The organism is Lentzea sp. NBC_00516, from assembly GCF_036346835.1.
Taxonomy (GTDB): domain Bacteria; phylum Actinomycetota; class Actinomycetes; order Mycobacteriales; family Pseudonocardiaceae; genus Lentzea; species Lentzea sokolovensis.
The window spans coordinates 1,170,845-1,195,012 of the sequence record NZ_CP107840.1 but is presented as its reverse complement, the minus strand read 5'-3'; the positions used below and the strand labels follow the sequence as shown (position 1 = coordinate 1,195,012).

20 protein-coding genes are annotated in these 24,168 nt (G+C 69.6%); 9 read left to right on the top strand and 11 right to left on the bottom strand.

Features of this window, described 5'->3' with window-relative positions; all coding sequences use genetic code 11:
• Positions 1-153: 153 nt before the first annotated feature.
• The 3 genes from OG205_RS05215 to OG205_RS05205 form a co-directional block, all read right to left on the bottom strand.
• Positions 154-780, bottom strand: a complete 627-nt coding sequence (locus tag OG205_RS05215) for a response regulator transcription factor (protein WP_330275096.1) — start codon at positions 778-780, stop codon at positions 154-156.
• Positions 777-1,793 carry a sensor histidine kinase gene (locus OG205_RS05210; RefSeq protein WP_330275095.1) on the bottom strand — a complete coding sequence of 339 codons (1,017 nt, stop codon included), beginning with the start codon at positions 1,791-1,793 and terminating at the stop codon, positions 777-779. Before OG205_RS05210 ends, OG205_RS05215 begins: the two co-directional genes overlap by 4 nt.
• Before the next feature lie 67 nt (positions 1,794-1,860).
• Positions 1,861-3,087: an aspartate aminotransferase family protein gene (locus tag OG205_RS05205; protein ID WP_330275094.1), complete on the bottom strand. Its 1,227-nt coding sequence runs from the start codon at positions 3,085-3,087 to the stop codon at positions 1,861-1,863.
• A gap of 77 nt (positions 3,088-3,164) precedes the next feature.
• Between OG205_RS05205 and OG205_RS05200 the strand changes: the two genes are divergently transcribed.
• From OG205_RS05200 to OG205_RS05170, 7 genes are all read left to right on the top strand, one after another.
• On the top strand, positions 3,165-4,034 hold the full coding sequence (locus OG205_RS05200; protein WP_330275093.1) for a LysR family transcriptional regulator: 870 nt from the start codon (positions 3,165-3,167) through the stop codon (positions 4,032-4,034).
• A 2-nt stretch (positions 4,035-4,036) separates the two neighbouring features.
• Positions 4,037-5,020, top strand: a complete 984-nt coding sequence (locus OG205_RS05195) for a LacI family DNA-binding transcriptional regulator (protein ID WP_330275092.1) — start codon at positions 4,037-4,039, stop codon at positions 5,018-5,020.
• Between the two features lie 89 nt (positions 5,021-5,109).
• The gene (locus OG205_RS05190) at positions 5,110-6,393 is read left to right on the top strand and encodes an extracellular solute-binding protein (RefSeq protein ID WP_330275091.1); all 1,284 of its coding nucleotides are present in this window, start codon (positions 5,110-5,112) and stop codon (positions 6,391-6,393) included.
• On the top strand, positions 6,390-7,280 hold the full coding sequence (locus tag OG205_RS05185; RefSeq protein WP_330275090.1) for a carbohydrate ABC transporter permease: 891 nt from the start codon (positions 6,390-6,392) through the stop codon (positions 7,278-7,280). Before OG205_RS05190 ends, OG205_RS05185 begins: the two co-directional genes overlap by 4 nt.
• The gene (locus OG205_RS05180) at positions 7,277-8,104 is read left to right on the top strand and encodes a carbohydrate ABC transporter permease (RefSeq protein ID WP_330275089.1); all 828 of its coding nucleotides are present in this window, start codon (positions 7,277-7,279) and stop codon (positions 8,102-8,104) included. Before OG205_RS05185 ends, OG205_RS05180 begins: the two co-directional genes overlap by 4 nt.
• A 6-nt stretch (positions 8,105-8,110) precedes the next feature.
• The gene (locus OG205_RS05175; protein WP_330275088.1) at positions 8,111-10,840 is read left to right on the top strand and encodes a glycoside hydrolase family 2 TIM barrel-domain containing protein; all 2,730 of its coding nucleotides are present in this window, start codon (positions 8,111-8,113) and stop codon (positions 10,838-10,840) included.
• 45 nt (positions 10,841-10,885) lie between these two features.
• Positions 10,886-11,890 (top strand): LLM class flavin-dependent oxidoreductase, encoded by a 1,005-nt coding sequence (locus tag OG205_RS05170; protein WP_330275087.1) that lies wholly within the window; start codon positions 10,886-10,888, stop codon positions 11,888-11,890.
• On the opposite strand, the gene OG205_RS05165 is transcribed toward OG205_RS05170, so the two are convergent.
• Positions 11,879-13,153, bottom strand: coding sequence for a lanthionine synthetase LanC family protein (locus tag OG205_RS05165; RefSeq protein ID WP_330275086.1), 1,275 nt, complete (start codon positions 13,151-13,153; stop codon positions 11,879-11,881). The two genes, OG205_RS05170 and OG205_RS05165, sit on opposite strands and share 12 nt — an antisense overlap.
• Before the next feature lie 25 nt (positions 13,154-13,178).
• Here OG205_RS05165 and OG205_RS05160 point away from each other — a divergent pair, with 25 nt between their 5' ends.
• Positions 13,179-14,030: an aminoglycoside phosphotransferase family protein gene (locus OG205_RS05160; protein ID WP_330275085.1), complete on the top strand. Its 852-nt coding sequence runs from the start codon at positions 13,179-13,181 to the stop codon at positions 14,028-14,030.
• Between the two features lie 30 nt (positions 14,031-14,060).
• Complete coding sequence (locus OG205_RS05155) at positions 14,061-17,099, top strand: BTAD domain-containing putative transcriptional regulator (RefSeq protein WP_330275084.1); 3,039 nt, start codon at positions 14,061-14,063, stop codon at positions 17,097-17,099.
• Positions 17,100-17,121: 22 nt separating this feature from the next.
• On the opposite strand, the gene OG205_RS05150 is transcribed toward OG205_RS05155, so the two are convergent.
• The 7 genes from OG205_RS05150 to OG205_RS05120 form a co-directional block, all read right to left on the bottom strand.
• The gene (locus OG205_RS05150; protein ID WP_330275083.1) at positions 17,122-17,868 is read right to left on the bottom strand and encodes an ABC transporter permease; all 747 of its coding nucleotides are present in this window, start codon (positions 17,866-17,868) and stop codon (positions 17,122-17,124) included.
• A gap of 41 nt (positions 17,869-17,909) precedes the next feature.
• Positions 17,910-18,860, bottom strand: coding sequence for an ATP-binding cassette domain-containing protein (locus OG205_RS05145; protein ID WP_330275082.1), 951 nt, complete (start codon positions 18,858-18,860; stop codon positions 17,910-17,912).
• A gap of 78 nt (positions 18,861-18,938) precedes the next feature.
• Positions 18,939-20,060, bottom strand: coding sequence for a MalY/PatB family protein (locus OG205_RS05140; RefSeq protein WP_330275081.1), 1,122 nt, complete (start codon positions 20,058-20,060; stop codon positions 18,939-18,941).
• A 15-nt stretch (positions 20,061-20,075) separates the two neighbouring features.
• On the bottom strand, positions 20,076-20,519 hold the full coding sequence (locus OG205_RS05135) for a winged helix-turn-helix transcriptional regulator (protein WP_330275080.1): 444 nt from the start codon (positions 20,517-20,519) through the stop codon (positions 20,076-20,078).
• A complete protein-coding gene (locus OG205_RS05130) occupies positions 20,516-21,457 on the bottom strand; it encodes an LLM class F420-dependent oxidoreductase (RefSeq protein ID WP_330275079.1) in 942 nt (313 codons plus the stop codon). Before OG205_RS05130 ends, OG205_RS05135 begins: the two co-directional genes overlap by 4 nt.
• Positions 21,454-22,545 carry an acyl-CoA dehydrogenase family protein gene (locus tag OG205_RS05125; protein ID WP_330275078.1) on the bottom strand — a complete coding sequence of 364 codons (1,092 nt, stop codon included), beginning with the start codon at positions 22,543-22,545 and terminating at the stop codon, positions 21,454-21,456. The genes OG205_RS05130 and OG205_RS05125 overlap by 4 nt, the downstream gene beginning before the upstream one ends.
• A gap of 119 nt (positions 22,546-22,664) precedes the next feature.
• Positions 22,665-24,137 (bottom strand): alpha/beta hydrolase, encoded by a 1,473-nt coding sequence (locus OG205_RS05120; protein ID WP_330275077.1) that lies wholly within the window; start codon positions 24,135-24,137, stop codon positions 22,665-22,667.
• Between the last annotated feature and the right edge of the window lie 31 nt (positions 24,138-24,168).

Genomic DNA, 24,168 nt, shown 5'->3' with positions numbered 1-24,168 from the left:
CCTGATCCAGCACAGTCCAGAACCCTTCGTCCACAACGAAATCCGTTGTGGACGAGCCTGCTGGTACGACGGGTACCGCCGGATCAGCCGCAGAGCCGCAAGATCATGGCCGTAAGGACGACAGCGAGCCGGGAACTGGCCATCCGGCCATGGTCAGCCGGCCACCACGTGCGAGCGGAACGCCCACGCGACGATCTCGACGCGGTTGCGCGCACCGACCTTGGTCTGCACGGACGCCAGATAAGCCTTGACCGACGACACCGAGACCTTCATCGCGGCGGCGATCTCGTTGTTGCTCAGTCCCTGCGCGACGCGCCGCACGACGTCGAGTTCGCGTTCGTTCAGCACGCCCGCGTCGGCGCTCGCGACCGGCTGCACCGACCGCCGCAGCACCCGCAGCACAACTTGGGGCGACACGAGCACGTCGCCACGTGCCGCCGACCTGACCGCTTCGGCGAGCAGTCCGGGACTGGCGTCCTTCGTGAGAAACCCGCACGCGCCAAGGTCCAGCGCCTTGTTCAGCACCTCGTCGCTGTCGAACGTCGTCACGACCACGACACGGGTGTGTGGAGCGAGCTGCCGGGTGACCTCCAGCCCGTCGAGGCCGGGCATCCGCACGTCCACCAGACACACCTGCGGCTCCAGCTCGCGGGCGCGCTGCACCGCGCTCACCCCGTCCGCCACGTCGGCGACCACGGTGATGTCCGGCTGCGCCTCCAGGATCAGCCGGAACCCCGCCCGCACCATGTCCTGGTCCTCGGCGATGAGCACGGAGATCACGCACGCACCTCCAGCGGCAGCTCGGCGGTGACCAGCCAGCCTTCCCCGGTGGCGCCCGCGAAGAACCGCCCGCCCAGCTCGTGCACCCGTTCCCGCATGCCCACCAATCCGAAACCGCCCGAGTGCGAAGGTCTCACCGACCCGTTGTCCACAACGGACAGCAGTACCGCTTCGTCCGTGAGGTGCACGTCCACTTCTACGCTCGTGGCGTCGAAGGCGTGCTTGCGGGTGTTGGTCAACGCCTCCTGCACCAGCCGCAGCACCGACCGCCCCAGTTCCGGGCGCACCTCGCTGGTCAGCTCGATGCTCGTCCGCACCGGCAGCCCCGACCTCTCCACGAGCCGGTGCAGGTCCGCCGTCAGATCGGTGGTCGCGGTCGCGGCTCCGTTGTCCCGCAACGTCCTGACCATCGCGCTCATCGCCCCCAACGCGTCCGTGCCGCCCACCACTATGCCCGGCAGCATCTCGCACGCCTTGTCCTTGTCCTGCTGCGCCACCACGAGCGCGGCCTGCGCCTGCACCAGCATGCCCGAGACGTGGTGCGCCACGACGTCGTGCAGTTCCCGGGCCATGTCGAGCCGCTCGTCCCGGCGAGCCCGTTCTTCCGCCGCCGCGGCCAACGCGGCTCGCGACCGCTCTCGCATCCGCAACAGCAGACCGCCCGCGGCCATGATGATGCTCAGGATCAGCATCAGCTGAACGGCGTCCGCGCGGGACATCGATATGTGCGGGCGGTAGAACGCGGCATGTTCGACGACGAGCACGAGTGCCACGATCGACGGCACCGCCATGAGCACAGGTGTGCGCCAGGCGTGCGTGAACACGAGAACCAGCACGAACGCCGACTCGACGATCGTGTACACCGGGTTGTCGAACGCCGACTTGCCGACGCCGGGACCGCTGATCAGGTGCAGTGCCCGGTCGAAGCCGATGATCCGTCCCGTGACCGCGAAGACGGCCGCGCACAGCAGGACGGTGGCGATGATCAGCGGTTTACGGCGAAGTTCCCCCACGCGGGGATCGTACGAGCAGCGGAACCGGCCTGCCTCGACCTTCCAGCCGAGACGAATGGCCAGATGGTCAGGCCGACCCGATCGCCTCGTCCAGGATGCCCAGCCCGAGCGCCAGCTCCTCCTCCGACGCCGTCAACGGCGGCGCGATCCGGAACACCCCGCCCATCCCCGGGATCTGCACGATGTTCATGTGCAGCCCCAGATCCAGGCACTTCTGGGTGATCGGCGCGCTCAGCGACTCGTCCGCGATCTCCAGCCCGACCAGCAGCCCTCGCCCACGCACGTCCGACACGAGCGAGTGACGCGCGGCGATGTCGTCCAGCCCGTTGCGCAGGAACGCGCCGAGCTTCGCTGCCCGTTCGTCCAGCCGTTCCTCGATCAGCACGTCCAGCACGGTGTTGCCCACCGCCGCCACCAGTGGATCCGACACGTGCGTGGTGAAGAACAGGTAGTCGCGGGCGTGCGCCTCCGCCTCGATCTCCGCGGACGTGATCACGGCGGCCAGCGGCAACCCGGCGCCCAAAGTCTTCGACAGCGTCAGGATGTCCGGCACCACGCCGTCCCGCTCGAACGCGTACCAGTTGCCCGTGCGGCACAGCCCGGTCTGCGCCTCGTCCATGATCAGCAACATCCCGCGCTCACGGCACTTGGCCGACAACGCCGCGAAGTAGCCCGGCGGTGGTTCGAGGACGCCGCCGGAGCTCAGGATCGGCTCGACGATGCACGCCGCCAGCGATCCCACGGACTGCGCGTCGATCAGGTCGAACGCCAGGTCGAGCTGCGCCTGCCAGTCGCCGGACGGCGCAGGGATCGCGAAGTTGCCGGGCGTGGCGGGGCCGTAGCCCTTGCGGCCCGCGCTGTAGGTCGCGGCGGCTGCGGCGGCGGTCATGCCGTGCCACGAGCGGGCGAACGCCACCACCTCGTGCCTGCCGGTGACGAGCTTGGCCATGCGCAGCGCGGCCTCGTTCGACTCGGCGCCGGTGGTCAGCAGCTGCACCTTCGAGAGCGACTCGGGCAGCGTGTCGGAGAGCCTGCGGGCCAGGTCGACCACCGGGCGGCTCAGCATGCCGCTGAACAGGTGGTCGAGGTTCGCGATCTGCCGCTGCACGGTCTCGACGATGCGCGGGTGCGAGTGGCCGAGGATCGCGCTCATCTGCCCGGACGTGAAGTCCAGGATGCGGCGGCCGTCCTCGGTGAACAGGAAACTCCCCGACGCGCTGTCGATGATCTCGCGCGTGAACGTGCCGCCGTAGCGGACGAGGTGGCGGTCGACGTCGTCCCAGAAGGTGTCCATGCCGAAAACGCTAGGACGCGCCGAGCATCAGGTCCATCTCACAATTCCACGCTCGCTGTTCGGAAATACTGCACAACATGACGCTGAACCCGTGGCGCCTGCGCCTGCTCAGCCAGCTCGACGCGCTGGGCACCGTGCGGGCCGTGGCACAGGCCGCGAACCTGAGTGCTTCTAGCGTGTCGCAGCAGCTCGCGGTGCTCGAGAGCGAGACGCGCACCCAGCTGATCGAACGGACCGGGCGGCGCGTCCGGCTCACGTCGGCCGGGCACATCCTGGCGAGGCGGGCGCGGTCGATCCTCGACCAGATGGACGCCGTCGAGGCCGAGCTCAGAGGCCTCAGCCAGGAGCCGTCCGGCCTCATCCGGCTGGGCGCGTTCCAGAGCTCGATCCACACCCTGGCCGTGCCGGCGATCCAACGGCTCGACCACCCGCACCTCGACGTCGAGATCGTCGAGCTGGAGCCGCACGCCAGCATGCCCGCGCTGCTCGCGGGCGAGGTCGACGTGATCATCACGACCACCGACTTCGTGGAGCTGCCCGTGCCGCGCGACATCGACGTCGTGCCCCTGGGCGAGGACCCGATCGTGCTGGTCACGCCACCGAACCATCCCGCGGCGGACATCCCGGCGTGCAAGGACGAGCCGTGGGCGTTCGACATCCCCGGCTCGTACATGGCCAAGCTCGCGACGCGGCTGTGCCGTCAGGCCGGGTTCGAGCCACGGGTGGTCGGGCGGTTCAGCAACTACATGCTGACGCTCAAGCACGTCGAGGCCGGGCTGGCGGTCGCGGTGCTGCCCGCGCTGGCCGTCGACCGGCGGTTCGACGTCGTCACCAGGGAGTTGCCGGTGACGAGAAGGATCACCGCCGCCGTGCGCCGCGACTCGCGCGCCGCGATCACCGTGGTGCTCGACGCCCTGCATACTCGGTCGCAGTCGGACGAGAGGTGATCATGGGCAAGCGCGTCACGATCAACGACGTCGCGCGGGTCGCCGGTGTCTCGCGGCAGACGGTGTCGCGGGCGCTCAACGACAAGGGCGAGATCGACGCCGGCACCAAGCAGCGGGTCCTCGACGCGGCGCGGGAGCTGGGCTACCGGCCGAGCCGGTTCGCGCGGGGTCTGGTGCGACAGGACAGCACCACGATCGGCCTGGTCATCCCCGATCTGCTCAACCCGTTCTTCACCGAGGTCGCGGCCGGGGCGCTGGAGGCAGCGCGGGCCCGCGGCTGGCACGTGATCGTCTACGACACGGCCGACAGCATCGCCGTGGAACGCGGCACGCTCGAGGTCGTCGTGGCCCAGGTGGACGCCGTGGTCGGCTACTTCAGCCTGGACGAGGCCGAGCTCGACCGGCACCTCGGCGGAATGCCCGCGGTGCTCATCGGACGTGACCACAGCTCGCCGCGCTTCAGCTCGATCCGCATCGACGGCGAGAAGGGCGTGCACGAGGCCGTCGATCATCTCGTCGCCGCAGGTCACCGCAGGATCGGCATGCTCGACCACGCGGGCCGCGCCGAACCGAGCCTGCGCCGTGACTGGTTCACCGACGCGATGGACGAGCACGGGCTGCACGCTCCCGTCGTCGGCAACGCCGTGCAGTCCGCCGACGGTGGCGCGGAGGCGTTGAACGAGCTGCTCGACCAGCATCCCGATCTCACCGCCGTGTTCACCTACAACGACATCATCGCCATGGGCGCGCTCAAGGCGGCCCGCAGGCTCGGCAAGGCCGTGCCCGGCGACCTGGCGGTGATCGGGTTCGACGGGCTGCAGCTCGGCACGGTCGTCGATCCGGCGCTCACGAGCGTCGCGCTAGACACCCGCCGGATCGGTGCACTCGCGATAGCGCAGGCCGGTCGGCTGGTCGCGGGCGAGCCGTCGTTGCCCGACGAAGAACTGCTGGTCAGCGCCGTTCTGTTAGTGCGCGAATCTGCCTGACCCTTGACAGGGTCACCCGTTCAGCTCATCATTCGCGGCAATCCGTGAACGCTCACGGGAGCGTTCACGGGCTCTCCGGAGGGTCCCCGATGACGTTGACTCGACGCAGGTTCCTGACCGGCGCGGCCGCACTCGGTGCCACCGCACTGGGCGCGACCGCCTGCACCAGCCCGACCACGGCCAACCCTGGCAAGATCACGCTCTGGTACTCCACGAACGGCCTGTCGGAGAAGGTGCTCGGCGAGGCCGTGCGGCGCTTCCCCACCCAGAACCTCACGCCGTCCAAGGTGAGCGGCGAACTGAACCGGCGACTGCTCGCCGCGCTGTCCGGCGAGGCCTACCTGCCGGACATCACGATGCTCGGCGACGGCATCTCCACCTACTTCTCGGCCACGGACAGGTTCGCCGACCTCAACGCGCTCGGCGCGAAGCAGGACGAGTCGCGCTACCTGCCGTGGAAGTGGCAGGCGGGCCGCAGCCCCGACGGGTTCCAGCTCGGCTTCCCGATCGACACCGGCCCGGCCGCGCTCTACTACCGGCACGACCTGTTCGCCGAGGCCGGCCTGCCGAGCGAACCGGACGCGGTGGCGGCCGCACTGTCCACCTGGGACGACTACTTCGAGTTCGCTCTGCGGGTCAAGGAGAAGCTGCCCGGCCGGTACCTGATCACCGACACGAAGATGGTGTTCACGTACTCGCTCGCGCAGGAGAAGCAGAAGTACCTCGACCGGCAGAACCGCTACCTCGACGACCAGTCGCAGGTCCGGCGGGCCTGGGACCGCGCGGTCAAGGCGTTCCAGCTGGGACTCACCGCGGGCTACGCGGGTTCGGCCACCGGTGAGGGCGTCGACCGGCGCGCGGCCTGGACGAACGGCAAGGAGGTCGCGTTCGTCAACGCCTCCTGGATCACCGGAAACCTCAAGCAGTCCGCGCCGGGCACGTCCGGTCAGTGGCACGTCTGCCAGGCACCCGGTGGCCCCGGCAACCAGGGCGGCTCGTTCCTAGCGATCACGAGGTACTGCCCCGATCCGCAGGGCGCCTACGAGGTCGTGAAGTGGCTGATGTCGCCGGAGAACCAGGCGTCGACCTACCTGGAACTCGGTCTCTTCCCGTCCAGCCCGGCCGTCTACTCCGACCCGAAGGTCCTGGCTGCCGAGGAGTTCTTCGGCGGGCAGGCCACGATCCAGGTGTTCGGCGAGATCGCGGAGAAGGTCCAGCCCGTCTACTTCTCGCCCTGGGACATCACGATCTCCGACACCTACACCGATGAGCTGACCAACGTGGAGAGCGCGGGCAAGGACCCGGAACAGGCCTGGCAGGACGCTCGGACGGCGGTCGACCGGCTGCTGCGCCGGCAGGGGGTGCTCGCGTGAACCGCAGGTGGAAGTACCTTCCGCAGTACCTGGCCATCGCGCCGTTCTTCGTGCTGTTCGCCATCTTCGGGGTCTACCCCGTCGTCTACTCGCTGTGGCTGTCGTTGCAGCGCTGGAACGGCGTCAGCGAGATGAAGTTCGTCGGACTGGAGAACTTCGCGTTCCTCCTCACCGACACGGCGTTCTGGGACGCGATCGGCAACACCCTGATCATCTGGGTGATGTCGACGATCCCGATGCTGGTCCTGTCGATGCTCGTCGCTTTGGGGCTCAACTCCTCGGTGCGCCACAAGGGTTTCCTGCGGGTGGCGTACTTCCTGCCCAACGTCACGTCGATCGTGGCGATGTCGCTGGTGTTCGGCTCGTTCTTCTCCAGCGAGTTCGGTGTCCTGAACTGGTTCCTCGGCCTCATCGGCGTGGATCCCGTGCAGTGGCTCACGGATCCCTGGGCGATCAGGACCGCCATCTCGGTGATGATCATCTGGCGCTGGACGGGCTACAACGCGATCATCCTGCTGGCGGGCCTGCAGGCACTCCCCCAGGACGTCTACGAGGCCGCGAAGCTCGACGGCGCCGGACCGGTGCAGACGTTCTTCCGCGTCACACTTCCGTTGCTGCGCCCGGTGATCCTGTTCTCCGTCGTGATGTCGGCGATCGGCGGCCTGCAGATCTTCACCGAGTCGCAGATCCTGCTCGGCGACCGCGGCGGACCCGAAGGCGCGGGCATGACGATGGTCCTCTACTTCTACAACACGGCGTTCGCGGACAACGACTTCGGCTACGGCGCCGCTATCGCGTGGGGCATCTTCGTGGTCGTCGTCCTCTTCTCGATCCTCAACTGGCGGCTCGTGCAGCGCCCGGCGCGCGTGAACGGAGGCGACAAGTGAACCGGACGAAACCCGGCAGCCTCCTCACCTACGGCGCGTTGGTGGTCGGTGCGCTGATCACGCTGTTCCCCTACTACCAGCTCGCGGTGATGGCCTCGAACACCACCGCCGACATCTACTCGTCGCCACCGAAGTTCTGGTTCGGCGGGCACCTGGTGGAGAACATCGGCGAGGTGTTCGCGAAGGTCGACTTCTTCGGGTCGGTGTTGAACACGCTGGTCGTGGCGATCGCGATCACGTTGCTGGTGCTGTTCTTCGACTCGCTGGCGGCCTTCACGTTCGCCAAGTACGACTTCCCCGGCAGCAACGTCCTCTTCGGAATCCTGCTGGCGACGTTCGTGGTGCCGACGCAGCTCTCGGCGATCCCGCAGTTCGACCTGATGGCGAAGTTCGGTCTCGTCGGCAGCCTGAACGCGCTGATCATCCCGGCGGCGGCCAACGCGTTCGGCATCTTCTGGATGCGCCAGTACGCCCGCGGCGCCATCGCGGACGAGTTGCTGGAGGCCGCCCGGGTCGACGGCGCCGGCTTCTTCCGCACCTACCTGTCGGTCGGCCTGCCCGTGCTGCGGCCCGCCTTGGCGTTCCTCGGGATCTTCACGTTCGTCAACGCGTGGAACGACTACCTGTGGCCGCTGGTCGTGCTGATCGACTCCAACCACGTGACGCTCCAGGTGGCGCTGGCCCAGCTCAACGGCCTGTACCTGCAGGACTACGCCGTCGTGATGGCCGGGACGCTGGTGGCGATCGTGCCGCTGGTGATCGTGTTCCTGATCGGCGCACGCCACTTCATCCGCAACATCGCCGCCGGCGCAGTGAAGGGCTGAAACACTTTGTCGTACATCGAGGACATGGGTCCGGGCACCGGTTCCTTGCCGCCGCGTGCGTTCTTCACCTCCGACGCGGCCTCGTTGTCGCTGGACGGGAACTGGGACTTCCGTCTCGACGAAGGCGACTGGGGCACCATCACCGTGCCAGGGCATTGGCAACTTCAGGGACACGGTTCGCCCGCGTACACGAACGTGCGCTACCCGTTCCCGGTCGAGCCTCCGTTCGTGCCCTCCGACAACCCCACGGGCGACTACCGGCTGACGTTCGACCTGCCGGAGAACTGGCCGGACGAGCCGGCGGCACTGCGCTTCGACGGCATCGACTCGTGCGGACGGATCTGCCTCAACGACGTCGAACTGGGCATCACCCGCGGCAGCAGGCTGCCAGCGGAGTTCGAGGTGGGGCACCTGCTCCGCCCTTCGGGGAACGTGCTGACCGTGCGCGTGCACCAGTGGTCGGCCGGCAGCTACCTCGAAGACCAGGACATGTGGTGGATGTCCGGGATCTTCCGCTCGGTCGCGCTGCTGTCCCGTCCGCGCGGTGGTGTCGCGGACTACGAGATCCACGCCTCCTACGACCACGTCACCGGTTCGGGAACGCTGTCGGTCGAGGGCGGACTGCTCTCCGTGCCGGAACTGGAGGTGACCGATCTCCTGCCGGGGCAGTCGTTCTCGCTGCCCGTCGAACCGTGGAGCGCGGAGAGCCCTCGGCTGTACGACGGCGTTGTGCACACCGACGCCGAACGCGTGCCGGTGCGGATCGGGTTCCGAACGGTCGCGATCTCCGATGGCGTGCTGACGGTCAACGGCGCTCGTGTCGTGTTCCGTGGCGTCAACCGGCACGAGCACCATCCCCGGTTCGGCCGCGCGGTGCCACGAGAGGTCGCACTGCGGGACGTGCTGCTCATGAAGCGGCACAACGTCAACGCCGTGCGCACCAGCCACTACCCGCCGGACCCGTACTTCCTGTCGTTGTGCGACGAGTACGGGTTGTGGGTGATCGACGAGTGCGACCTGGAGACCCACGGGTTCGGCGAACTCGGCTGGGCCGGCAACCCGAGCGACGACCCGCGCTGGGCCGAGTCCTATGTGGACCGGATGCGCCGGATGGTCGAGAGGGACAAGAACCACCCATCGATCGTGATGTGGTCGCTGGGCAACGAGTCGCACACCGGTCGCAACCTCGCGGCGATGTCTGAGTGGACCCGCGACCGCGATCCGTCCCGGCCGGTGCACTACGAGGGCGACTTCGCCTGCGAGTACGTCGACGTCTACAGCCGGATGTACGCCTCGCACGAGGAAGTCGACCAGATCGGGCGCGAGCACACGCACGGACTGCCGTTCGTGCTGTGCGAGTTCGCGCACGCGATGGGCAACGGTCCGGGCGGGATGCTCGAGTACCGCGAGCTGTTCGAGCGGTACCGGCACGTACAGGGCGGGTTCATCTGGGAGTGGATCGACCACGGGCTGGAGAGCGACGGGCACTTCGCGTACGGCGGCGACTTCGGCGAACCGCTGCACGACGGCAACTTCGTGATCGACGGGCTGGTGTTCCCCGACCGGACGCCGTCGCCGGGGCTGCTGGAGTTCGCCAAGGTCTTCGAACCGGTCCGGATCACGGGTGGCGGGGCCGGGATCCGGGTCGAGAGCTTCTACGACCACGTCGGGCTGGACCACCTGCGGTTCGACTGGGCGTACGAGGACGACGGGGCAGAGGTCGCCTCGGGCACGCTCGGTGTGGCCGCCGGGAATTCAACGGACCTGCCACTTCCTCCACTGCCTCCGGTGGCCGGCGAGGGCTGGCTGACCGTCCGTGCGTCCCTGGCCGCCCCCACCACCTGGGCCGACGCGGGCCACGTCATCGCCTGGGGCCAGATCTCCGTCTCACCGGCCGCCCCCTCCTCCCCCGTCACCGGCACCGAACCCCTGCGGCTCGGCGACTCCCTCCGGCTCGGCCCCGGCGAGTTCGACCCGGTCACCGGCCTGCTCACCAAACTCGGCGACCTGACCCTCGAAGGCCCCCGCCTCGACCTCTGGCGTGCCCCCACCGACAACGACCGCGGCTCCGACCACCCCGAGGAACGGGCGTGGCGCGAGGCGGGCCTGCACCGGCTCCAGCACCGAGTCGTGGAGATCGTCCACGGGTCCGGGTTGGTCGTGCGCACCCGTGTGGCGCCTCCGGCCTGGGGTTTCGGCATGTTCGCCGACTACCGCTGGACCGCCGATGGCGACCGCCTGCGGCTCCAGGTCGACGTCACCCCGGACGGCGAGTGGCCGTGCACGCTCCCCCGCCTCGGCCTGCGGCTGGCACTGCCCGGCGCGGACGCCGTCGAGTGGTTCGGCACGGGCCCCGGCGAGGCGTACGCGGACAGCCGTCAGGCCGCCCGCGTAGGCCGGTTCTCCTCCACCGTGGACGCGCTGCAGACGCCGTACGTCTTCCCGCAGGAGAACGGCAACCGCGCGGACGCCCGCTGGCTGGAGATCGGCGGGCTGAGGATCACGGGTGAGCCGGTGTTCGACTTCACCGCCCGCCGCTGGACCAGCGAGGACCTCGACGCGGCCAAGCACACCGACGACCTCGTGCCGGGCGACCGCGTGCACCTGAACCTCGACCTCGCCCAGCACGGCCTGGGCACGGCGTCGTGCGGGCCGGGCGTGCTGCCGCAGTACCGGCTGCACGCGCGGAAGGCGTCGTTCGCGGTCACGTTCGTTCCAGCATCTGGACGTAGTTGAGACGTCACCTAAACTGGGAAGGGAGACTGGATCGAGGAGGGTTCCGTGCCGCGGAAGTCAGAGCCGTTGCGAAAGCTGGGTTTTCTCACCATCGGCCTGTTCGACGAGAAGGACCCGGGAGCGGGCCACCGGTCCACGCTCGACGTCATCGTGCTCGGCGAGGAGCTCGGGTTCGACAGCGCGTGGGTGCGGCACCGGCACCTGCAGTTCGGCATCTCGTCGCCGGTCGCGGTCCTGGCCGCCGCCACCCAGCGGACCAGCCGGATCCAGCTCGGCACCGCGGTCATCCCGCTGGGCTGGGAGAACCCGCTGCGGCTCGCCGAGGACCTGGCCACGGTCGACGTGCTGTCCGGCGGCAGGCTGAATCCCGGCATCAGCGTCGGGCCGCCGATGCACTACGACGACGTCAAGCACGCGCTCTACCCGGAGACCGCGGACGTCGAGAACTTCAGCTACGACCGCGTGCAGCGGCTGCTGGACTTCGTGGGCGGCGAGAAGGTGGCGTCGTTCAGCGGTGTCGAGGGCATCGAGGTCTGGTCGGACCGCGTCCAGCCGCACGCCCAGGGCCTGCGCGAACGGATCTGGTACGGCGGCGGCAGTCTGCGCTCGGCGAAGTGGGCGGGCGAGCACGGCCTGAACCTGCTGGCCAGCAACGTGGCCCAGTCCGAGGAGTCCGAGGACTTCGCCGAGACCCAGCTGTCGCACATCAGGACGTTCCGCGAGCACGGCGGCAACCGGGTGTCGCAGGGCCTGGTGGTGATCCCGACCGACTCGGCGACCTCCGAGCAGCGCGCCAAGTACGAGGCCTACGTCGAGGGACGCGCCGCGCGGGTCGGCAAGCCGTTCGGCCCGCGCAAGTTCATGTTCGAGCGCGACATCATCGGCACGTCCGCGGAGATCGCCGAGCAGCTGTACGCGCACCTCGCGTTCCAGGAGGTCGACGAGGTGGCGTTCGCGCTGCCGTTCAGCTTCGACCACGAGGACTACGTGCAGATCCTCACCGACATCGCCACGAAGCTGGGCCCGGAACTGGGCTGGTCACCCGCCTAGAACCCACCAGGTGTCCATCCGCGGCACCGACCTCAGGTCGCCCTGTTCCACGCGGCCCGCGTGGAACAGGAACCCGGCGATGCCCGCCGCACCCTGCATCCAGCCGATGCCGGGCGGCAACAGCGGGTCTTCGTTGCGGTGCTCGATGAACCGCCAGCACACGCCCGACCCGTCCGGGACAGCGCGCTCCACCACCACGTCGGCCAGGTGGAGCGCGAAGTCCGTGTGCTGTCCCGAGTCGAGCAGCACGTCGCCGACGCCCGCCGAGCCGCAGCACCGGCCGTCGTTGTCCCAGAATCCCGGGTACTTGCGTTCGGGCAGGCCGGACACGCGAATGCTGTGCAGGCACCGGCGATGCCAGTCGGCGACGTCCACGCCGGCCACCTCGGACACGCCCGCGTGCCGCAAAGCCGGCCACAGCAACGAGGTTCCGGTCGGTCCGTGGCACCAGCCGTAGCTGAACGGCTGCACGTCCTCGATGCCGGGACAGCGGGTTTTCACCCGGAATCCGCCATCGCTGGTGTCCCCGAGCGACACGAGGTGCTCGGCACCGTCGACGGCCGCCCCGACGAGGTCCGGTCGCGCGAACTCGGCACCGGCCAGGACGAACGCGGCGGCGATGCCCGCGACGCCGTGCGAGAAGTTCGGCGAGTGCCAGTCGTTCGTCGTGAAGCGCTGCGGCACCCACCGCCAGTTGGCACCGAACTCCGCCTCCTCCCGTTCGGCCAGCAGCACATCGGCCGCCACCCGCGCGAGCTCCTCCGCACCTTCGACGCCGTGCCGGCGAGCCCACACCGCGGTCAGCAGCACGCCCGCCGAGCCCACCACCAGGTCGTGCGCACGAGCGCCGGGCAGGTACTTCTCCGCGTTGTCCAGGAAGTCCTGCGGCCATCCGTCCGGTGTGGACAGTTCCAGCAGCCTGGCGACGGCCGCGTCGGCTCCGGGCGCGCCCAAGGTCGTCAGCACGCTGACCGTGCTGCCCAGCCCGTTGAAGAACGTGATGTCGCTCGTCGTACCGATGCTCGCCTGGACGCGTGCCGTGATGGCGTCGGCCAACTCCGCTTCGCGCGCCGTCCACTCCCGGCTCAGACGGATCTCCGCCAGCACGTGGGCCAGCCCGCCGATGCCCGCGTACATGCCGTCGCGGAGCCGGAGCTCCAGGTCACCGCCCGGATACTCCGGAATCCACCAGCCGTCGTCGTATCGCACCTGGTCCATGACCCATCGCCAAGCCAGCTCGGCGGTCCCCCAGTACGTCCCCATGCGGCCGATCATTACATTGGCGGAGGTGACCGTGCAGCGAATCCTCACCGCCGCCGGGCTCACCGGCGCGACGACGAGCCCGTTGGGCGGCGGCACCTACAACTCGGTGTTCCGCGTGTCGGCGCGCGAGGGCGAGTTCGTGCTGAAGGTGTCGCCGGGCGACCAGCCCGGCCTGACCTACGAGCGGCACCTCATGCGTACCGAGGCGTTGTTCTGCACGCTCGGCTCCAAGGTCGCACCGGTGCCGGACGTCGTCTACGCGGACGACACGGCACTCCTGGCGACGTGCCTGCCGGGCGAGCCGGTGTTCGGCCGGTCCGATGTCGACCGTCCGCTGCTCCGCCGTCAGCTGGGGCAAGCCGTGAGAGCGCTGCACGAGGTGACCGGGCCAGGCTTCGGCTACCCCCAGCTCGGCCTGCGCACGACGTGGACCGAGGCGTTCTTCGGGATGTTCGACGCGGTGCGAGCCGACGCCGAACGCTACGGCGTGAAGCTCCCGACCGCTGATCTGCACCGGCACGCCAAGGCGTTCGACGAGGTGCGACGACCGGCCCTGGTGCACTTCGACCTGTGGGACGGCAACGTCCTGGCCGATACCGGACTTACCGGACTGGTCGACGGCGAGCGCGCGTTCTGGGGCGATCCGGTCGCGGAGTTCGTGTCGCTCGCGCTGTTCGGGTCCATCGAGGACGACGAGGACCTCCTGCGGGGCTACGGCTTCGAGTTCACCGGCTCCGCACGCCTGCGGCTGGCCGCCTACCAGGCCTATCTCTACTCGATCATGCTCGTCGAACGGGTGCCGCGCGGCAGCACCGACGAGGCGATGGAGAGCATGATCACCGGCGCGCTGACCCGCGCACTCGGCGTTCTCGCCTGACCGCCGCCGACGATCTGGGAAGCTGGACCTGTGCGTGTGGCATTGCTGGGGCCGACGAGTGTCGAGGCCGAGGACGGCACACCGGTCGACATCGGTGGTGCCCGCGTTCGCATGCTCGTGGCCCGCCTCGCGCTCGACCCCGGCCGCGCCGTGCCGACGGCGACGCTGATCGACGACCTGTGGGGCGAGCAGCCGCCCGCCGACGCCGTGAACGCCCTGCAGTCGCTCGTGTCGAGGCTGCGCAAGGTCTGTCCCGTCGCGCTGGAGCCGGGCGGATACCGGCTGGGCGTCGCGACCGAGGACGTCGACGTCTTCCGGTTCGAACGGCTGCGGGCGGCCGGGCAGCTGGACGAGGCGCTCGGGCTGTGGCGTGGTGAGGCGCTGGCCGACGTGCGGGACGCGCCGTTCGCCGCTCCCACCGCCGCTCGTCTCGAAGAAGCACGTCTCTCCGCGGAGGAGGACCGGTTCAGGACCGGTGAGCTGGACGTCGCCGCGCTGACGGCGATGCACGAGAGGCATCCGCTGCGGGAACGGCTGGCCGGGCTGTTGATGCGGGCGTTGTGCGCGCAGGGCAGGCAGTCCGACGCGCTGCACGTCTACGCGGAGGTCCGCGGGCGGCTCGCCGACGAACTGGGCGTCGATCCGTCCCAGGAGTTGCAGGACGTTCATCTCGCCGCGCTGCGCGGCGAACTCGGGCCGCGAGCCGTTGTCGACCGGTTGCCGGTGCGGCTCACCAGCTTCGTCGGGCGTGACGACGAGCTCGCGGAGATCGCCGGACTGCTCGGCCAGGCCCGGCTGGTGACGCTGGTCGGGCCGGGTGGTGCGGGCAAGACGCGGCTCGCCACCGAGGTCGCGGCGCGGCATCCGTTGCACGGCAAGGGACGCGTGTGGTTCGCGGCGCTGGCGGGTGTGCGGGCGGCGGAGGACCTGGCCGGTGCGGTGCTCGGCGCGTTCGAACTGAGCTTCGTCGCCGATCCGATGCGGCGGGCGAGCGAGAGCATGGCCCGGATCGCCGAGGTGCTCGGCGCGGGCGAGTCGGTGCTGGTGCTGGACAACTGCGAGCACCTCATCGGCGCGGCCGCCGAGTTCACCACCGATCTGCTGCGCCGGGTGCCGAACCTGCGGATCCTCGCGACCAGCAGGGAACCGCTCGCGATCGACGGCGAGTCGCTGTGCCCGATCGGCCCGCTCGCGGTGCCCGACGGGCAGGCGGACGTGTCCGGGTTCGGCGCGGTGCGGTTGTTCCTGGACCGGGCCGGCGCGGTGCGGCCGGGGTTCGCGCTCGACGAGTCCACTGTGGACGACGTGCGGCTGATCTGCCGCAGGCTCGACGGCATGCCGCTCGCGCTGGAGCTGGCGGCCGCCCGGCTGCGGTCCATGACGGTCCGGCAGATCACCCAGCGCCTGGACGACAGGTTCCGGCTGCTCACCTCCGGCAGCCGCACGGCGCTGCCCCGCCAGCGCACGCTGCGCGCGGTCGTCGAGTGGAGCTGGGACCTGCTGACCGAGGAGGAGCTCCGGCTCGCCAGGAGGCTCGCGGTGTTCCCCGCGGGAGCGGGCCTCGACGCGATCGAGGAGGTCTGCCTGCCGGACGCGCTCTACGTGCTCACGTCACTGGTCGAGAAGTCCATTGTGGATGTCATCGAGCTGGACGGCGAGGCGCGGTACCGGATGCTGGAGACGATCCGGGTCTACGCGGCCGAGCAGCTCGACGCGTCCGGGGAGAAACGCGAGTTCGTGAACCGCTTCCGGCACTACTACCGGGAGCTGACCGACAGGTGGGAGCCGCTCACCCGCACGGCCAGGCAGATCGAGGCGATCAAGGTCTACGAGACCGAACAGGACAGCATCGTGGCCGCGTTGCGCGGCGCGATCGACGACCGCGAGGTCGGGCTGGCCGCGGACCTGCTCTGCGGCGTGTTCTGGTACTGGCTGATCAAGGGCGACAACGAACGCGCGGAGACCTCGGTGCGCGACCTGCTCACGCTCGGCGACGAACTGCCCGCCGACATCTTCGCCACGTTCCGGGCGATGCAGCTGATCATGGCCGCCGTCCCCGGCCTGCCAGACTCGAACGACACCGTGCAGGTGATCGAGGACTGCGTGAACACCGGCGCCACCCAGAAGTACCCGTCGCTCGCGATCGCGCTGCCCATGCTCGCGTTCCTGAGCCAGAACCGCGAACTGGCCCGGCGGGAGGTCGCGCGTGCGGCGGCGAGCGAGTACCCGTGGGCACGGGCGGCGGCGGACTGGGCGCTGAGCTTCATCCTGTCCGACGAGGGCGATCTCGACGGCGCCGAACTGGCCCGCGACCGCGCGTACGACCAGTTCGTGGCCGTGGGCGACCGGTGGGGATCGGCGATGACGCTCGGCATGAAGGCCGCGTTCGTCTCGCACACCGGAGACAACCTCGCGGCGATCGCGCTGTACCAACGAGGTCTGGACACGGCGCAGGAACTGGGCTCCCTGGACGACTCCGTCCAGCAGCGGTGGCGGCTCGCGGTCGAGTACGCCCGGCTCGGCGATCACGCCGCCGCCGAGCGCGAGGTGGTCGAGGCGGAGCGGTACGTCCAGAACCTGGGCAACGACCAGATGGCCATGATGATCGGCTACGCGCGGGCGGAGGTCGTGCTGCGCGCCGGCAAGATCGCGCAGGCGCGGGAGCTCAGCACCCGGTTCAAGGAATCGGCCACGTCCTCGAGCGTGCTCGGCACGTTCGTGGCGGAGTGGGCGGCGATGCTGGACGCGCGCATCGCGATCGCCGACGGCAGGCCCGACGAGGCCGAATCCCGCATCGTCGTGGCGGTCGAGACGACGTCCGAACGCGGTGACATGCCGGACCTGTCGACGGTGACGGAACTGCTCGCCCTGGTCAGGCACGCGCAGGGCCGCACCGACGCGGCGGCCGGGTTGCTCGCGCTCGCCGAGGTCCTCCGCGGCCGGCTCGACCTGGGAGATCCCGACGTGCGCCTGCTGGTCGCGGAGCTCGGCGAACCGGAACGGCTGACGATCACCAAGGCCGAGGCGCTGCGCCGGATACGCGAAGAGGCGGGCATCAGCAAGAGCTGACGCCCGCCCCGTTTCCGAGACGTCACACGCGCTTGCGGTAGGCCCACATCGCCAGCGGGAAGAACACCGCGACCGCACCGGCCATCCAGATCAGCGATCCGGTGAGCGGCCCGGCGATCGCGCCACCGTTGAGCAGGCCGCGCAGCGCGTCCGACAGCAGGCTGACGGGGCTGACGTCCGCCCACGCCTTGAGCCAGCCCGGCATCGTCGAGGTGCCGACGAACACGTTGCTGCCGAACGTCAACGGCATGATCAGCACGATCATGATGCCCTGCACCGCCTGCGGCGTCTTGAGCAGCATGCCCACGAACACCGCCGCCCAGCAGAAGCACAGTCCGAACGCGATCGCGAGCCCCGACGCGATCAGCAGCTCGGCCGGTCCGGTCTGCACCCGGTAGCCCATGATCGTCGCGACGACCATCAGCACCACGATGCACACGACGTAGCGCACGATGTCCGCGAGCACCGCCCCCACCAACGGCGCCGAGCGCGCGATCGGCATGGAGCGGAACCTGTCGAACACACCCTTGGAGACGTCCGTGTTCATCTGCACGCCCGCCGTCATGCTGGACTGCAGGATGACCATCACCATGATGCCCGGCACGAGCATCTGCAGGTAGGCGTCCGTGTTGCCGGCGAGCGCACCACCGAACAGGTAGGTGAACATCACCAGGAAGATGATCGGGGCGATCGTCACGTCCGCCAGCTGCTCGGGGTTCTTGCGGATCTTGAGGATTCCCCGCCAGGCCAGCGCGAAGCCGTGGCGCACACTCCTGTCCAACGACAGTGTCGAATTTCCCGTTGGCGAGCTCACACGAGGCTCCCTTCGTTCTGCTTGCCGGTGAGTGCGAGGAACACCTCGTCGAGCGAGGGCAGCCGCAACGCCAGTTCGTCGGCGGTGATGCCGGCGTCGTCGAGCTTGCGGACCAAAGTGGACAGCAGCACCGGGTCGTTCACCGGCGCCGTCAGCAGTCCCGTGTCGTCGTCGCGGGTCGGCCGGGCCCCCGTCAGGTCACCGAGAATCCGGTACACCGCGTCGAGATCGCGCAACGACGTCGGCCGCACCTGCAGCGTCTGCCCGCCCACGCGCCGCTTCAGCTCGTCCGGCCTGCCCTCGGCCACCACGCGGCCGTGGTCGAACACCGTGATCGAGTCCGCGAGCTGGTCTGCCTCCTCCAGGTACTGCGTGGTGAGCAGGACCGTCACACCGTTCGCGACGAGCTTGCGCACCACCGCCCACACCTCGTTGCGGGCGTGCGGGTCCAGCCCCGTCGTCGGCTCGTCCAGGTACAGCACGGACGGATTGCCGACCAGGCTGGCCGCGAGGTCGAGCCGCCGGCGCATACCTCCCGAGTACGTCTTGGCAGCCCTCCCCGCGGCGTCGGTGAGCTCGAACTGCTCCAGCAGCTCCGCGGCCTTCGCCCGTGCCCCCGCACGGGAGAAGTCGAGCAGCCTGGCCAGCAGCACGAGGTTCTCCGTGCCGGAGAGGTCCTCGTCCACCGACGCGTACTGCCCGGTCAGTCCGATCAGCGACCGGACCGCCCTCGGGTCCTTCAGCACGTCGTGCCCGTGGACCGTGGCGTGCCCCGCGTCCGGGCGCAGCAACGTCGCCAGCACCCGCACCGCCGTGGTCTTGCCCGCGCCGTTCGGCCCGAGCACCCCCACGACCTTCCCCTCAGGCACCTCGAGGTCGACGCCGTCCAGCGCTTTCGTCTCCCCGTAGTGCTTGACCAGGCCTTCTGCCCTGATCGCCAGCGCCATCGTTGGTCCCTCCCTGTGTCGGGAGGAACTGTGCGCCGCCGCGCTGGCAGACCGCTGGCAGCCCGCTGGTAGTCCTTGTCAATGCCTGACAGCCGAGGCCATCCGCGTGACCGCCTCGGTGATGATCTCCGGCGAGGTGCCGATGTTGAGCCTGACGTGGCCCTCCCCGCCGCTGCCGAACCCGGCGCCGGACATGAGGGCGACCCGTCCTCGTTCGACGAAGAACGCGGCCGGGTCGTCGCTGATGGCCCGGCAGTCCAGCCAGGCCAGGAAGGTCGCCTCGGACGGTTCGTAGCCGATCTCCGGCAGGTGCTCGGTGAGCAGGTTCTTGAGGAGCTTCCGGTTCTCGTCGAGGCCCGCCAGCAGCGCGTCGAGCCACTCGCCGCCGTGGCGCAGCGCGGCCGTGTGCGCGATCGTGCCGAAGTGGCTCGGCCCGTGGCTGACCTCCTCCGGCAACCGCGCGAGGTCGTCGGTGTTCGCGACCGCGACCGCCGCCCGCATCGCCGCCAGGTTCCAGCCCTTCGACGCGGACATGAGCGACATCCCGCGGTCGTCGACGCTCAGGTACGGCACGAACTTCGCGCTCTTGGACACGACCGGTGCGTGGATCTCGTCGGCGATCACGCGGACGCCGTACTTCTTCGCCAGTCCTGCGAGCGCCGTCAACTCGTCGCGGGTGTGGACGGTGCCGGTCGGGTTCTGCGGGTTGCACAGCAGGTACACCGGGTGATCGGCCTTGACGTGCCGGAACGTCCGCTCCAGCACGGCCGGGTCGAGGCGTCCGTTCGTCAGCGGCGCCTCGATCACGGCCCGGCCCATGCTCCTGACGAACAGGTAGAACGGCGGGTACACCGGCGGGCTGACGATCACCGGGTCGCCTGGCCCGGACACCAGCTTGATCAGCTCGACGATGCCGAGCATCACGTCGGACACGAGCGCCGTGCGTTCCACGGCGATCCCGTCCCAGCCCCAGCGTTCGTTCGCGAACGCAGCGAGCGCCTCGGGGTAGTCCGTGCCGGCCGGGTAGCCCGTGTCGCCCAGTTCGAGGGCGTCGATGATCGCCCGCTTGATCGGCTCAGCCGGGTCGACGTCCATCTCGGCCACCCACAGCGGCAGCACGTCGTCCGGGTACTCCCGCCACTTCACGCTCGTGCGCTGCCGCAACCGTTCCAAGGACACCTGGCTCAGCGGGTTCAGCATGCGTCCCAACGTAGGTCACCCGGGATGAGCCGTCACGTTGTGCGCGGTGATCTCCTCGCCGCAGCACCGGCACGCGAGGAACGCGTCGGCCGGCTTCCCGCAAGCGCTGTGTTCCAGCACGATCGGCGGCCCGTCCGGATCAGGCACGTGCCGGTCGCCCCACTTCATGAGGATCACGATGGCGGGGAACAACTCCAGCCCCGCCTCGGTGAGCCGGTACTCCTCGCGGTCCTCCGCGTACGGCACGCGCTGCAGCAGCCCGGCCTCGACCAACGTCTTCAGCCGCGCGGACAGCGTGGGCCGCGGGACGTTGAGGTTGCGGACGAACTGCCCGTACCTGCGGACGCCGAAGAACGCCTCGCGCAGGATCAGCAGCGTCCACTTCTCCCCCACGAGGTCGAGCGCCCGCCCGACGGATTCGCCGCGGAACCGGCGGTCGAGGGCGTCGGAGTCGATCATCGGTGTCCTTTCGTCAGCAGCGGGGAGAGCGTGGTCAGCAGCCTGGTACCCGCCGGATCCTCGGCCGTCGCGGGTACCAGGCCGACGTGCTCGGCTCCCGCGTCGAAGTACTCGTCGACGCGGCGGGCGATGTCCTGGGCCGAGCCGATCGCGCCCACTGCCTCGATGAGGTCCGCGGGGATGGCCTGGGCCAGTTCGGCACGCGGCCTGCCCGCTCTGGCCTGCTCGACCAGGGTGCCGTGGCCGAGGGCGGTGAACATCTCGCCGTAGCCGGGCGGGGACAGGTAGACGGCCAGTTGGGCGCGGAGTTGGTGGAGGGTGGCGGGGCCGGGATCGAGAGCCGCGGGGATCCAGACGGCCAAGGGTGGAGGAACACTCGCCAACGCACTGACCTGCTTCTTCGCGTTGGCGACGTGCTCGGCGCTCACCAGGTTGAGCACCACCTCGTCCGCCACCGCCGCCGCCACGCGAGTCATGGCGGGCCCGAACGCCGCCACCGAGATCGGCGTGCCGGGAACCGGCTGCTGCAACCGGAACCCGGCCACCCGGTTCCCGTCCAGGATCGCCCGCGTGTCCCGGACCGTCTCCCGCATCCGCCGCACCGGTTCCCAGTCCCGGCCGTGCCACTCGGTCACGATCCGCGGACTCGAAGCCCCCAGCGCGAGCCCAGCTCGCCGCCCGGTCGTCGCGACCACAGTGGACAGTCCCAGTGCCAGAGCCACCGGACTCCGCACGCCGGCCGCGAGCGGCCCGATCTTCAGCGAGATGTTCGACGTCCGCAGCCCGGCAGCCGTGGCCAGGGCGAACGCGTCGAACGTCGCCATCTCCCCGATCCACAACGTCCCGAACCCGGCCTCATCGGCCATGACGGCGATGTCCAACGCCTCGGCGAGCGGCCGGTCGAGCCAGAACGGCGTCACCACCCCGACCGACGTCACAGCTGTTCCGTCCGCGCGGGCACGCCGAGCAGCACCTTGCCCGGCAACTCGAAGGACGCGGCGTTGACCTGGAAGTGCGCGGAAGCCGTGTGCGCGTCCCGGAACCGCCGCTGAATCGGCGCCCCGTCGTAGATCGCTCCTCCACCGGCCAGGTCGCAGAGCGAGGAGACGACCTCACGAGCCGTCCGGGTCGCGTGCGTGGCAGCCAGCCGCACCCCGGCCTGAGCCTCGACCGGCACCGGGTCACTCCCCTGTGCCGCCTCCCAAGCCTCCGACACCGCCTCGTAGAAGAACGCCCGAGCGGCCCTCAGCGACGCCGAAGCCGATGCCACCGCGGACTGCGTTGATCCGCGTTCGGCCAAGGTGCGGCTCGACCCGAGCGGCTTGCGGCCGGCCAAAGAAACGAAGTCGTCCAGCGCACCGAACGCGTTCCCCATCGCGGCCGCCGCGACCGAGAGCGCGAAGAACCCGAAGACCGGGAAGCGGTACAGCGCACCATCCCGCAGCGGTCCGTCCAAAACGGACAGAATCCGCGAGTCCGGCACGAACACGTCCCGTGCCACGCAGTCGTGGCTTCCGGTGCCGCGCAGCCCGGTGGTGTGCCAGGTGTCGAGCACGTCCAACGAGGTCTTGGGCAACGCGGCCACCTTCAGCGTCCCGGAGGAGTCCACGAACCCGGCGAACAACCAGTCAGCGTGCCCGATCCCGGAGCAGAACGACCACTGCCCGGACACCACGACACCGCCGTCGGCCGCGACACCACGTCCCTTCGGCGCCCACACCCCGGCCGCGACCGTCCGCGGGTCCCCGAACACCGCCTCCGCTCCCGCATCAGGCAGGTAGGCGGCGAGCAGGCCCGAGGTCGCCGCGATCGACACGCACCAGCCGGCGGAGGCATCACCGCGGGCGATGGACTCGGCGACGGCCAGCGTCTCGGCCGGCGCGAGCTCCGCCCCGCCGAGCGTGCGCGGGACGCCGAGACGGAACAGCCCCTGCTCGCGAATCGCTTCCACCAGTTCGGGAGCGAGCGCGCGGGCCGTCTCGGTCTTGGGCGCGAGTTCGCGGGCGAGGTCGGCGACAGCCTGCACAGCTCCTCCTGGTTCAGAATTCTTACCGGTTCAGTTTCGTTACCGTAGCCACGCTGCAGCGGGCAAAGCAAGAGGGGCCTCACCCGGCAGCAGGTGAGGCCCCTCCGTGAGCAACGAACTCAGGCGAACGGCGACTTGTCGATGCCGCACGTCTTCTGAGCAGGCAGCACGCCGGTGAAGAGGTACTCCCGCTTCACCTTCTCCGCGCACGCGCTGCGCACGTACATGGAGGTGTGCCCGTATCCCTCGACGGTGAGGAACCCGGTGCGGGCCATCTCCGCCGCGCCGTCGCGAGCACCGTGCAGCGGCGTCGACGGGTCGAACCTGCTGTTGATGAACAGGATCGGCGCCGCCGTCCTGCGGTTCCACGGCCCGGTGTAGCGGTCCTCGTCACGGCCCTGCCAGAACGCGCAGGCCATCATGTCGAACACCACGGCACGGCCCCAGTAGGGAACGCGCTCGTCCTCGCTCTTGCCGTACTTCGAGTACGCGGCCGGGTCACGCGGGAAGTCGCTGTCCGAGCACTGCACGGCGTTGAACCCCTCGAACCGGTTCGTGACGTAGTCGGCCGACGCCGTCAGCGAAGCCGGCGCGTCCCAGACCCCCTGCAGCACGCGAGCCGTGTCCTGCCAGGTGTCCGGCTGCGCCAGCGCGTCCCACACGAGACTGATCAGCGAAACGCGGTCGAAGCGCCCATCCGGCGTGGTGACCGGAGACGCCGACACCTTCGCGACGAGGTCCGCCCACTTCTGCTTCAGGTCACCGCCCGCGAACGCGCACTGGGCACCAGGAACGGCGCACAGCCGCAGGAACTGGTCGAACGTCTCGGCGACACCACGCGGCACGTCCTGGCGGGTGTCCAGCGGCACGGTCGTGCCCTGGTCACCGTGCCCGGTGGCGTTGCCGACGAAGTCGAGCGAGCCGTCGAACGCGAGCGCGCGAACCTTGTCCGGGAACATGTTCGCGTAGATCGCGCCGAGGTGCGTGCCGTACGAGATGCCGTGGTACGTCAGCTTCTTGTCCCCCACCGCCTTGCGCAGCAGGTCGAGATCGCGGGCCGTGTTCGCGGACGAGACGTGGTCCAGCAGGTCGCCGGACTTCTCCTCGCAGCGCCGGACGAACTCGCGGTAGCCGTCGTAGAAGGCGGGTTCCTCCGCCGCGGTGTCCGGATACACCGGGATGGAGTTGAGGAACGACTGCTGCTCCTCGACGCTGTCGAAGCAGCGCACGGTCGCCGAACGGCCGATGCCGCGCGGATCCCACGACACCACGTCGAACCGCGCCCGCAGCTCGGGCGAGAACAGCCACTCCCACTTGCCACGAGCCCGCAGTCTGTCCACACCGGACGCTCCGGGCCCGCCGAAGTTCACGAACAGCGAGCCGATCCGCTTCGACGGATCGGTCGCGGGCAGCCTGATCAGCGCCAGGTCGATCTTCGAGCCGGACGGCTGGTCGTAGTCCAGCGGGACCTTCGCGGTCGAGCACTGGAACCCGTCCTGGCAGTCCTGCCAAGACAGCACGGGCGTCTGCGCCTCTTCGGCGGCCGGCGCGGCCGGTGCCAGCCCGATCAAGAGCGCAGCCGTCAACAACATTGATTTCACAACGAAGCTCCCCAGGTAGATC

Excerpts from the sequence above, each read along its gene's own strand:
- OG205_RS05205 (WP_330275094.1), bottom strand. The coding sequence starts at position 3,087 with ATGGACACCTTCTGGGACGACGTCGACCGCCACCTCGTCCGCTACGGC.
- OG205_RS05200 (WP_330275093.1), top strand. The coding sequence starts at position 3,165 with ATGACGCTGAACCCGTGGCGCCTGCGCCTGCTCAGCCAGCTCGACGCG.
- OG205_RS05195 (WP_330275092.1), top strand. The coding sequence starts at position 4,037 with ATGGGCAAGCGCGTCACGATCAACGACGTCGCGCGGGTCGCCGGTGTC.
- OG205_RS05190 (WP_330275091.1), top strand. The coding sequence starts at position 5,110 with ATGACGTTGACTCGACGCAGGTTCCTGACCGGCGCGGCCGCACTCGGT.
- OG205_RS05165 (WP_330275086.1), bottom strand. The coding sequence starts at position 13,153 with ATGGGGACGTACTGGGGGACCGCCGAGCTGGCTTGGCGATGGGTCATG.
- OG205_RS05145 (WP_330275082.1), bottom strand. The coding sequence starts at position 18,860 with ATGGCGCTGGCGATCAGGGCAGAAGGCCTGGTCAAGCACTACGGGGAG.
- OG205_RS05140 (WP_330275081.1), bottom strand. The coding sequence starts at position 20,060 with ATGCTGAACCCGCTGAGCCAGGTGTCCTTGGAACGGTTGCGGCAGCGC.
- OG205_RS05135 (WP_330275080.1), bottom strand. The coding sequence starts at position 20,519 with ATGATCGACTCCGACGCCCTCGACCGCCGGTTCCGCGGCGAATCCGTC.
- OG205_RS05120 (WP_330275077.1), bottom strand. The coding sequence starts at position 24,137 with ATGTTGTTGACGGCTGCGCTCTTGATCGGGCTGGCACCGGCCGCGCCG.